The sequence below is a fragment of the Streptomyces sp. NPDC107521 genome (assembly GCF_055598485.1).
In genome coordinates, this window is sequence record NZ_JBVKAT010000004.1 from 336179 (window position 1) to 347097 (window position 10919).

Below are 10919 nucleotides of genomic sequence, written 5' to 3' on the forward strand. Positions count from 1 at the left end.
CGGCCATTGGTCTGGGCCGGTGAGAGTTTTCCACAGCCCTGGCTGCGACGCGGAACCAGCGCGTAACGTGACGTGACATGAAGATCCTCATCAGCGCCGACATGGAAGGCGCCACCGGTGTCACCTGGCCCGCCGACGTGCTGCCGGGGACGCCCCAGTGGGAGCGGTGCCGGTCGATGTTCACCTCGGACGTCAACGCCGCAGTGCTGGGCTTCTTCGACGGCGGAGCCGACGAGGTGCTCGTCAACGAGGCCCACTGGACCATGCGCAACCTGCTCCTGGAGCGGCTCGACGAGCGCACGGAGATGCTCACCGGGCGGCACAAGCCGCTGTCCATGGTGGAGGGCGTGCAGCACGGGGACGTGGACGGCATCGCCTTCGTCGGCTACCACGCGGGCGCCGGCATGGAGGGCGTCCTCGCCCACACCTACCTCGCCAACCAGATCACCGGCGTCTGGCTCAACGACGTCAGAGCCAGTGAGGGCCTGCTGAACGCCCATGTCGTCGCCGAGTACGGGGTGCCCGTCGTCCTCGTCACCGGCGACGACGTGGCCTGCGAGGACGCCCTGGGCTACGCGCCCGGGGCACCCAAGGTCGCCGTCAAGGACCATGTGTCGCGGTACGCGGCCGTGTGCCGCACCCCGTCCCGCACGGCCTCCGACATCCGCGCCGCGGCCCGGACCGGGGCGGCGCTCGCCGTGCGGCACGAGCCGGTCGACGCCGGGCCGTTCACCGTGGCGGTCGAGTTCGACGCCGAACACCTGGCGGCCGCCTGCACCGTCGTCCCCGGTGTCGCCCGTGTGGCGGAGCGCCGGATCTCCTACACCCACACGACCATGTACGAGGCCATCCGCACCTTCAAGGCGGTCACCACGATCGCCTCGGCCGCCGTGGAGGAACAGTATGGCTGAGCACACGGAGAGCATCGACGACCGGGCACTCGACGAGGTCGTCCGCTTCACCTCCGACCTCATCCGGATCGACACCACCAACAGGGGCGGCGGCGACTGCCGCGAGCGCCCCGCCGCCGAGTACGCCGCCGAGCGGCTCGCCGAGGCCGGGCTCGAACCGGTGCTGCTGGAGCGCACCGAGGGCCGGGCCAATGTGGTCGCCCGGATCGAGGGCACCGACCCGTCGGCCGACGCGCTGCTCGTCCACGGCCATCTCGACGTCGTCCCGGCCGAGGCCGCCGAGTGGAGCGTCCACCCGTTCTCCGGGGAGGTCCGCGACGGGGTCGTCTGGGGCCGGGGCGCCGTCGACATGAAGAACATGGACGCGATGGTCCTCGCCGCCGTCCGTGCCTGGGCGCGCTCCGGAGCACGTCCCCGCCGGGACATCGTGATCGCCTTCACCGCCGACGAGGAGGCCAGCGCCGAGGACGGCTCCGGGTTCCTCGCGGACCGGCACGCGGCCCTGTTCGAGGGATGCACCGAGGGCGTCGGCGAGTCCGGGGCGTTCACCTTCCACGACGGCACCGGCCGCCGGATCTACCCCGTCGCCGCCGGGGAGCGCGGCACCGGCTGGCTCCGGCTGACCGCGCGCGGTCGCGCCGGACACGGCTCCAAGGTGAACCGGGAGAACGCGGTCACCCGTCTCACCGCCGCCGTCACCCGCCTCGGGGAGCACGAATGGCCGCTGCGCCTGACGCCGACCGTGCGGGCCTGTCTGACCGAACTCGCCGTCCTGTACGGCATGGAGGCCGACCTGGACGACGTGGACGGCGTGAACACCCTGCTGGACAAGCTCGGCCCCGCCGCCCGGCTGGTCGAGGCGACGGTCCGCAACAGCACCAACCCGACGATGCTGGAGGCCGGTTACAAGGTCAACGTCATCCCCGGGGACGCCGTCGCACAGGTCGACGGGCGCTTCCTGCCCGGTTTCGAGGACGAGTTCCGCGCCACCCTGGACCGGCTCACCGGACCCGACGTGGACTGGGAGTTCGCCCACCACGAGGTGGCCCTCCAGTCGCCCGTGGACACCCCGGTCTTCGCCCGGATGCGCGCGGCGGTCCATGAGTTCGAGCCCGAGGGGCACGTGGTGCCCTACTGCATGTCCGGCGGTACCGACGCCAAGCAGTTCTCCCGGCTGGGCATCACGGGCTACGGCTTCGCCCCGCTGAGACTTCCGGAGGGCTTCGACTACCAGGCCCTCTTCCACGGCGTCGACGAGCGCGTCCCCGTCGAGGCCCTGCACTTCGGCGTCCGCGTCCTCGACCGCTTCCTGCGCACGGCCTAGCGGGGCGGCGGCGGGGGAGGCGGCGGCCACGGCGGGGCGGGTTCCCCGCCGCCAGGGTGGTGAGGGAGCGTGCGTTCGACGGCCCGGTACGGTCCGGGTGCGCCGGGCCGGGGCGCGAGCAGGGCCGGCCCGGACGCGGCCCCGTGGACAGCCGGGCCCTCCCGGCCCCGATGGACGGGATGGTCCTGCTGATTCCGCCGTCCGTGATGGCTGCTCCGGACGGTCGGTCCGACGGCCGGCCGGGACGAGTGAACCGGGCGCGGCGGAGCGGGAGGGTGTGAACCGGAACGGCACCCCGCCACGATGAACAAGTAGGGAGACCGGAGGAGAACGATGGGGGAGACAGTGCAGACCCAGCCGTACGGATCGTGGCCCTCGCCCATTGACGCGGCCCTGGCCGCCGCGCACGACGGGCACCCCGACGACGTGGGGTTCGTCGGCGACGAGGTGTGGTGGACCGCGCCCCGGCCCGAGGAGGGCGGCCGCCGCACCCTCGTCCGGCGCCGTGCCGACGGCACCGAGGAGCCGGTGCTGCCCGCCCCGTGGAACGTGCGGACCCGCGTCCTGGAGTACGGCGGCCGGGCCTGGGCGGCCGTCCCCGGTGGCGAGGGCCCGCTGGCGCTGTTCAGCCACTTCCCCGACCAGCGGTTGTACGCTCGGGAAGCGGACGGCGATGCGGAGCCGCGTCCCCTGACCCCCGTCTCCCCGGTCGGCGGCGGACTGCGCTGGGCCGATCCGCAGCCGATGCCGGAGCGCGGCGAGGTGTGGTGCGTCCTGGAGGAGTTCACCGGAGACGCGCCCTCCGATGTGCGCCGGGTCCTGGCCGCGGTCCCGCTGGACGGCTCGGCCGCCGACGACCGCACGGCCATCCGTGAACTCACCGACGAGCGCCACCGGTTCGTCACCGGTCCCCGGGTCTCCGCCGACGGGAGCCGTGCCGCCTGGCTGGCCTGGGACCATCCCCGGATGCCCTGGGAGGGCACCGAACTGCGCGTCGCCGACATCGGCCCCGACGGGGTACTCCACGGGGCCCGCACCGTCGCGGGCGGCCCCGAGGAGGCCGTCACCCAGGTCGAATGGGCCCCCGACGGGGCTCTGCTGTACTCCTCCGACCGCACCGGCTGGTGGAACCTGTACCGCGACGGGGAGCCGCTCTGCCCCCGTGAGGAGGAGTTCGGCGGGCCGCTCTGGAAGCTCGGGCAGCGCTGGTTCGCCCCGCTGGACAACGGACTGATCGCCGTTCTGCACGGCCGGGGCGGCGCCGCCCTCGGCATACTCGACCCGGCCACCGGGGAGGTCGTGGACGCGGCCGGCCCCTGGACGGAGTGCGCGAGCACCCTCGCCGTGCACGGCACCCGCGTGGTGACCGTCGGCGCCGGTCCGCACCGGAGCCCCGAGGTCGTCGAACTCGACACACGCACCGGCCACGCCCGGGCGATCGGTGCCCCGCACGACGACGCCGTCGACCCCGCCCACTACCCGAGGTCGGTCGCGCGCACCTTCACCGGCCCCGGCGGGCGCGACATCCACGCCCACATCCACCCGCCCCACCACCCCTCCCGCACCGCTCCCGAGGGCGAACGACCCCCGTACGTCATCTGGGCGCACGGGGGACCCACCAGCCGGTCCCCGCTGGTGCTGGACCTGGAGATCGCCTACTTCACCTCGCGCGGGATCGGGGTCGCGGAGGTCAACTACGGGGGCTCCACCGGATACGGCAGGGAATACCGCGACCGGCTGCGCGAGCGCTGGGGCGTGGTCGACGTGGAGGACTGCGCAGCCGTCGCCCTCGCCCTCGCGGAGGAGGGCACCGCCGACCCGGCGCGGCTCGCCGTGCGCGGCGGCAGCGCGGGCGGCTGGACCAGCGCGGCGTCGCTGGCCACCACCGGGGTGTACGCCTGCGGCACCATCCTCTACCCCGTTCTCGACCTCACCGGCTGGGGCACCGGGGAGACCCACGACTTCGAGTCCCAGTATCTGGAGAGCCTCATCGGTCCCCTCGCCGAGGTGCCCGACCGGTACGTCGAGCGGTCGCCCATCGAGCACGCCGACGGTGTCACCGCGCCGTTCCTGCTGCTCCAGGGGCTCGACGACGTGATCTGCCCGCCCGCGCAGTGCGATCGGTTCCTGGCCCGTCTGGCGGGCAGGGGCGTTCCCCACGCCTATCTGACCTTCGAGGGCGAGGGGCACGGGTTCCGCAGGGCGGAGACCATGGTGCGCGCCCTGGAGGCCGAACTCTCCCTGTACGCCCAGGTCTTCGGGATCGATGTGCCCGGCATCCCGACCCTGGAGCTGGGCACATGAGGGAGCGGGGGGACAGCGGTGTGGAGGAGATGACGCGTCCTGGCCGGCTCGCCCCCGGCGCGCGGGTCGCGATCGTCGCGCCCAGTGGGCCCGTGCCCGAGGAGCGGTTGCAGGCCGGCCTCGATGTGCTGCGCGGCTGGGACCTCGACCCGGTGGTGGCACCCCACGTCCTGGACCGGCACGCCGCCCTCGGATATCTGGCCGGTGAGGACGCGGACCGGGCCGCCGATCTCCAGGCAGCCTGGTGCGATCCGGGAGTGGACGCGGTGCTGTGCGCCCGCGGTGGCTACGGAGCACAGCGGGTGGTCGAGCTGCTCGACTGGGAGGCGATGCGCGCGGCCGGGCCGAAGGTCTTCGTCGGGTTCAGCGACATCACCGCGCTGCACGAGGCGTTCGCCACCCGGCTGGGGCTGGTCACCCTGCACGGACCGATGGCCGCCGGGATCGACTTCATCAAGAACGCGCGGGCTCAGGAACATCTGCGGGCCACGCTCTTCGCCCCGGAGACGGTCCGGGTCATCGCCTCTACCGGGAGGGCCCTGGTGCCGGGCCGGGCGCGGGGTGTCACCCTCGGCGGCTGTCTGACCCTGCTCGCCGCCGAACTGGGCACACCGTATGCCCGGCGGTCGGCGCGCGGTGGGCTGCTGTGCCTGGAGGACGTGGGGGAGGAGGTCTACCGGCTGGACCGTTCACTGACCCAACTGCTGCGCGCGGGCCTGCTCGACGGGGTGGGTGGTGTGCTGCTGGGTTCCTGGGAGCGGTGCGAGCCCGTCGAGCGGCTGCGGCCACTGCTGGCGGACCGGCTCGGAGGTCTGGGCATACCGGTCGTCGAGGACTTCGGGTTCGGGCACTGCGAGGGGGCTCTGACCCTGCCCTTCGGGGTGGCGGCGGAACTCGACGCGGACGGCGGCACGCTGACCCTGGACGCCCCGGCGCTGCGGTGACCGGCCGTCGACCGCCGGTCCCGGTCCCGGAACCGTCGGCCGCCCCGCCTCCTGCACTGCCCGCCGCCAACGGATTCACGGTCGTGGGGTCCCGGGGCGGACGGCTCCTGGCCGAGGCCACTCACCGCCCGGTGGCCATGGTGGCCACCGTGGGCCGGAGGCCGGGCGGCGTAGGCTGACGGTATGCCGCACGTCGCCGCCCGCTATCTCGCCGAGGGCCCCCGGGTGGGCCTGCGGCACTTCAGCCACGGGGACGCCGAGGAGTTCGCCGCGCGGGCCCGGGAGAGCCGGGACCTGCACCGTCCGTGGCTGTTCCCGCCCGACACCGCGCGCGACTACGCCCCCTACGCGGCGCGGCTGATCGAGGATCCGGCCAAGGCGGGGTTCCTGGTGTGCGAGAGGGAGGGCGGTGCCATCGCCGGGTTCGTCAACATCAACAACATCGTGCACGGTGCCTTCCGGAGCGGTGCCCTGGGGTACGGCGCCTTCGCGCACGCGGCCGGGCGCGGCCTGATGCGCGAAGGGCTGGGGCTCGTGGTCCGGTACGCCTTCGGGCCGATGGGGCTGCACCGGCTGGAGATCAACGTCCAGCCCGGCAACACCGCATCCATCGCCCTGGCCCGCGCCTGTGGATTCCAGCGGGAGGGTTTCTCGCCGAGGATGCTCCACATCGACGGTGCGTGGCGGGACCACGAGCGATGGGCGATCACGGCCGAGTCCGTGGGCGCGGACTGACCGGCGGCCGAACGGGGCGAGTGGGCCGGGTCCGGCCGGGCGCCGGTTCAGGCGGCGTGGCGGTCGACGTACTCGTACACGACCCCGTCGGGGTGGCGGGCGATCAGATTGCGTCCGGCGGGCGTGGGGACCGGTCCGGCGATGATGTCGGCGCCGAGACCGGTCAGGACCCGGTGCGTCTCCTCCACGTCGGTCACGGCGATGGTGGCGGTGACCTTGCGCAGTACTTCGAGCTGGGCCTCGGGGCCGCTCATCAGCAGGAAGCAGCCGACCGCCGCGACCGCGACGCCGCCGCGCTCGAAACGGAGGGCCCGGCCACCGGCCAGTCCTTCGTAGAAGGGGATCGCCCGGTCCAGGTCGTCGACGTAGATGCGCAGGGTGGCTCCGAGAATGTCCATGCGGGGAAGCCTAGTTGGCGATCGGGGGCGTCCGCCCATGGAAGCCGGGGGCGGGGGTAACCGCATCGTATGAACCGCAGGGAACAGCTGGAGCAACTGGACAGGGAACTGGTCGACGAACTGGCGCGGGTGGCGCGTGAGACGGTGCGCGACGAACTGCGCGAGCAGACGCGGAAGCGGCGTCGCAGGGCCGCGTACTACGCGGCGTCCGGTGGCGTCGCGCTGTATGCCGGGGCGGCGCTGGCGCTCGCCGTCGGGCTGGCTCTCGCCGGTGTGGTGCCGGGCTGGGCCGCAGCGCTGATCACCGCCGTGCTGCTGGGTGTCGTGGCCCAGGTGCTGCGAGGGGCGGCGCGGCCCTCCGAACACCGGTCCGTCGAGGGAGAGGCCGAGGGACAGGGCGCCGGACACCGGCACACCGTCGGCGGCGGCGCACCGGCGGCGCCGCCGAGCGGGATGGGCCTGCCCTACCCGCCCACACCGTCGGCGCCGCCCATGGTGCCGGGCGGGGCGACGGGTGTGCCGGGAGCCCCGAGGATGGAGCCGTCCCAGGACGAGTTGGACCCCGAGGCGCGACGGAACGGTCGTTGACGCGCCTCCGCCGGTGGCGGGGCGTCCGGCCGGTCGGGGAGTGTCCTTTGGGACGGGAGCCGAGTCGGGCGACGAGGCCCGTGCCGCGCGACATGAGGCGGTGGCGACAGCGATGAGACGGCGCTGTCGGTCGAGAGATGACGAGTGCCCCCGGACCGGGTCCGGGGGCACTCGTGCGGTATGACGCCGGGTGAGGCTCGGCACTGGTCGCGGGGCGAGACGGTGCCGGGGCGGGCCCGTCCGGCGGCCTCCTCGGGGTTGCGGTGGGGTTCGGCGTTCTTGAACTGCTGTGGGCCGGTCGCCCGGGTTCGTTCGTCGGGGGATCTATCCGGTTTCTTCGGTTTCGTGGTTCCGGTGGCAGGTGTGGGGGCCGTTCGTAGGGCGGTGGTGGGGTCGGGGTGGGTTCAGTTCGCCGTGCGGCGGTGATCCGGGGGCGCGGGTGGTGAGGGGTTCCGCCGTGCCGGGTGCCGGGTGCCGGGTGCCGGGTGCTGGGGGCGCCGAAGTGTCCGGGGACGCGGTCGGCCGGCTTCGCTGCGGCCTCCCGGGTTCGGGGCTTCGCGCTTTCGGGTGGCGGATGCGGTCGGGGCGGATGGCTGTTCGGTGAACGGCGGCGTCCGTCGACGCCCCGGGGCGTCGACGCTTCCACCGAGGACCGGCTGCCTCGGCACCACGCTCGCGGCACCGTGTGCGCCGGGTATCCGCCGCCGTGGTGTTCGCCGGCGTCTCGTCCGAGTCGCTGGACCGGCGTTCCGCCGGTGTGGGGCACCGTTCTCGGCGGCGTGCCGGTCGGTGACCACGCGCACGTGGGGAGGGCTCTCGGGAGTGCGCGCGGGCGGGCCTCCGGAGGTGGGTCGCCCCCGCTCCCGGTGCGGTACCGGAGGGGCGCGGGGGATCAGGGGCGGGTGGCGCGGGGGCGGCGGGCGTGGGGGACGTTTGGCGGTTCGGGCCAGGGGGACGCGGAAGGCTCATGTGTACGCGAGAGTCCGGAGGCGCATCGTGGGCCGACCCCGCGTCGTGATCGTCGGTGCCGGTTTCGCCGGGTACCGGACGGCACGCACCCTGTCCCGGCTCGTCCGGCACCGGGCCGACATCGTCCTGCTCAACCCGACCGACTACTTCCTCTACCTGCCGCTGCTGCCCCAGGTCGCCGCCGGGATGCTGGAGCCGCGCCGGGTGGGAGTGTCCCTGACCGACACGTTGCCGACGGTGCGGCTGGTGCTCGGGGAGGCGGACGGGGTCGACCTCGACGCGCACACCGTGCGCTACACCTCGCCGGAGGGGCGCCCGGGCACCCTGGCCTACGACCGGCTGGTGCTGGCCGCGGGCAGCGTCAACAAGCTGCTGCCGATCCCCGGGGTGGCGGAGCACGCCCATGGCTTCCGCGGGCTGCCGGAGGCGCTGTACCTGCGTGATCATGTCACCCGGCAGATGGAACTGGCCGCCGCGAGCGAGGACCCTGCCGAGCGCAGGGCGCGGCGCACCTTCGTGGTGGTCGGCGCGGGATACACGGGTACCGAGGTCGCGGCGCACGGCCAGCTCCACACCGACGCGCAGGCCCGCCGCGGCCCGGGGCGTGGCGGGCCCAGGCCGCGCTGGATGCTGCTGGACGTGGCGCCGAGGGTCCTGCCGGAGCTGGACGAGCGGCTCTCCCGCACCGCCGACCGGGTGCTGCGCCGGCGCGGGGTGGACGTGCGGACGGGCACGTCGGTGCGGGAGGCCACGCACGACGGGGTGGTCCTGACCGACGGGACGACCGTCGGCACCCGCACGGTGGTCTGGTGCGTGGGGGTGCGGCCCGATCCGCTGGTGGAGTCCCTCGGGCTGCCCATGGAACGCGGCCGACTGCTCGTCGACGGCCACCTCCAGGTGCCCGGGTGGCCCGACCTCTTCGCCTGCGGGGACGCGGCCGCCGTGCCGGATCCGAACCGGCCGGGTGCGTACACGTCGATGACCGCGCAGCACGCCTGGCGGCAGGGCGGTGTCTGCGCCCGGAACGTCGCCGCGTCGCTGGGCGTCGGCGAGCGGCGGACGTACCGCCACCGGGACCTGGGCTTCGTGGTCGACCTCGGTGGTGCGCAGGCCGCGGCGAATCCGTTGGGCGTGCCGCTGTCGGGCCCGTTGGCGGGTGCGGTCACCCGCGGGTACCACCTCGCGGCGATGCCGGGCAACCGGGTGCGCGTCGCGGCGGACTGGGTGCTGGACACCGTACTTCCGCGCCAGACGGTGCAGTTGGGACTCGTACGGTCCTGGTCGGTGCCGTTGGAGTCGGCGTCACCGGAGCTGGCGCGGGTTCCGACGGGCGGCGAGGGGACGCGGGGTGCGGGCGGCGGCCGTGAGGCACCGGGCGCGAGGGGCGCGCGGGACACGTCGGGTGCGACGGAACCGGAACGGGGACGATCTTCAGGGGCTTCAGGGGCTTCAGGGGCTTCAGGGGCTTCAGGTACCGCTATGACTTCCGGCACTGCCGCGGCCGTTGGGACCGCCGGGACTGCCGGGTCAGCGCGGGAGCCGTCCGGTGAACGGAGGCCGGGCGGCGGTACCGCAGGGCATCACCCCAGTGCGGGTGCGACCCCCGGTCGGGCGGCCTCCGGTCATCCGACGAGAAGAGCCTCCGGTGGGGGCCGGCCCGGTGGTGCGTCCGGTGCCCGCGCGGGTGGTGCGCCGCCGGGGGACGCCGCTCAGGGCGGGCCGGTCCGGGCAGGGGAGTCGGCGAAGCCCGGTCCCGCGGCGATCCCGGGGCGGCCGGAGCCGGGGGCGGCCGACGACGACCGGGCGGCGGGTCGGGGCGGTGCGGGTACGTCTGCCGCCGGGTCGGTGATCACCGGAGGTCCGGCGAAGCCGGGTGCGTCCGGTGTCCCCGGGGAACGGGAGGCGTCCGGCGGCCGTTCGAGCGGTACCGGTCACGTCGCGAACCCGTCCCGCGCTGCCACCGATGACGGACCGGCAGGGTCCGAACCCACCGGCGGCGGGCGGGCGAAGCCCGGTCCGGCGGGGGCGACCGGTGCGTCCGGACGGGCCGACGGCCCCGGAAAACCCGGGCAGCCCACGGGCGCTTCCGGGACGAACGGTTCCTCCGGTGGCCACGGGAGATCCGGCTCGGCGGGGAAGCCCGGACCCGGTGGTGGACGGGGGAAGCTCGGCCGTCTTCACGCACCTCCGATGTCGGGCCCTTCGGATGGGCCTGGGGGCTCCGGCCCCACCAGCGGTCACGGGACGTCCGGTCGCGTCGGCGCATCCGGGGGCCACGGCACCACGGGCCGGTCCGCGACGCCGGCTCCCGGCGACGGCTCCGCACGGCCCGGCCCCGCCGACCGCCCGGGGACCCCCGGTTCCGCCCACGGCACGGGGAGCCCCGGCCCCGCCGACGGTTCCGGGAAGTCCGGCCGGGCGGCCGGTACCCCCGCGACACCGCGAGCCGACCGCGGTCGGGAGGCGAAGCCCGGCGCGCCTGGTGCCCACCCCGAGCCCAGCCCTCCGCCCGGTGCCCACCCCGAGCCCGCCGAGCCTCATGACGGGCGCCCGAAGCCGGCCCCTCCTCACGGTGCTCACCCTCAACCCGGCCGGTCTCACGGCGCGCACCCGAAGCCCTCCCCTCCCGACGGCGCTCACCCCGAGCCTGCCGAGCCTCATGACGGGCGCCCGAAGCCGGCCCCTCCTCACGGTGCTCACCCTCAACCCGGCCGGTCTCACGGCGCGCACCCGAAGCCCTCCCCTC

General features: G+C 74.7%; 7 protein-coding genes and 1 pseudogene. 7 read left to right on the forward strand and 1 reads right to left on the reverse strand.

From position 1 onward, the window contains the following. The first annotated feature begins 77 nt into the window (after positions 1-77). The 5 genes from ACZ7LB_RS09325 (at position 78) to ACZ7LB_RS09345 (ending at position 6218) form a co-directional block, all read left to right on the forward strand. A complete protein-coding gene (locus ACZ7LB_RS09325; protein WP_471466533.1) occupies positions 78-911 on the forward strand; it encodes a M55 family metallopeptidase in 834 nt (277 codons plus the stop codon). Further along, positions 904-2235 (forward strand): M20/M25/M40 family metallo-hydrolase, encoded by a 1332-nt coding sequence (locus ACZ7LB_RS09330; RefSeq protein WP_471466534.1) that lies wholly within the window; start codon positions 904-906, stop codon positions 2233-2235. Before ACZ7LB_RS09325 ends, ACZ7LB_RS09330 begins: the two co-directional genes overlap by 8 nt. A gap of 333 nt (positions 2236-2568) precedes the next feature. Continuing rightward, positions 2569-4539, forward strand: a complete 1971-nt coding sequence (locus ACZ7LB_RS09335) for a prolyl oligopeptidase family serine peptidase (protein WP_471466535.1) — start codon at positions 2569-2571, stop codon at positions 4537-4539. Positions 4540-4559: 20 nt separating this feature from the next. Further along, the gene (locus ACZ7LB_RS09340; RefSeq protein WP_471466637.1) at positions 4560-5483 is read left to right on the forward strand and encodes a S66 peptidase family protein; all 924 of its coding nucleotides are present in this window, start codon (positions 4560-4562) and stop codon (positions 5481-5483) included. Between the two features lie 183 nt (positions 5484-5666). Beyond that, positions 5667-6218, forward strand: a complete 552-nt coding sequence (locus tag ACZ7LB_RS09345; RefSeq protein WP_471466536.1) for a GNAT family N-acetyltransferase — start codon at positions 5667-5669, stop codon at positions 6216-6218. Positions 6219-6265: 47 nt separating this feature from the next. Here the strand turns inward: ACZ7LB_RS09345 and ACZ7LB_RS09350 are convergent, their stop codons facing one another. Continuing rightward, the gene (locus ACZ7LB_RS09350; protein ID WP_161228821.1) at positions 6266-6616 is read right to left on the reverse strand and encodes a VOC family protein; all 351 of its coding nucleotides are present in this window, start codon (positions 6614-6616) and stop codon (positions 6266-6268) included. Positions 6617-6685: 69 nt separating this feature from the next. Here ACZ7LB_RS09350 and ACZ7LB_RS09355 point away from each other — a divergent pair, with 69 nt between their 5' ends. Then, positions 6686-7204 (forward strand): phage holin family protein, encoded by a 519-nt coding sequence (locus ACZ7LB_RS09355; RefSeq protein ID WP_471466538.1) that lies wholly within the window; start codon positions 6686-6688, stop codon positions 7202-7204. A gap of 996 nt (positions 7205-8200) precedes the next feature. Further along, positions 8201-9598 (forward strand): annotated as a pseudogene (locus tag ACZ7LB_RS09360) (NAD(P)/FAD-dependent oxidoreductase); the annotation flags it as partial. Positions 9599-10919 lie beyond the last annotated feature (1321 nt).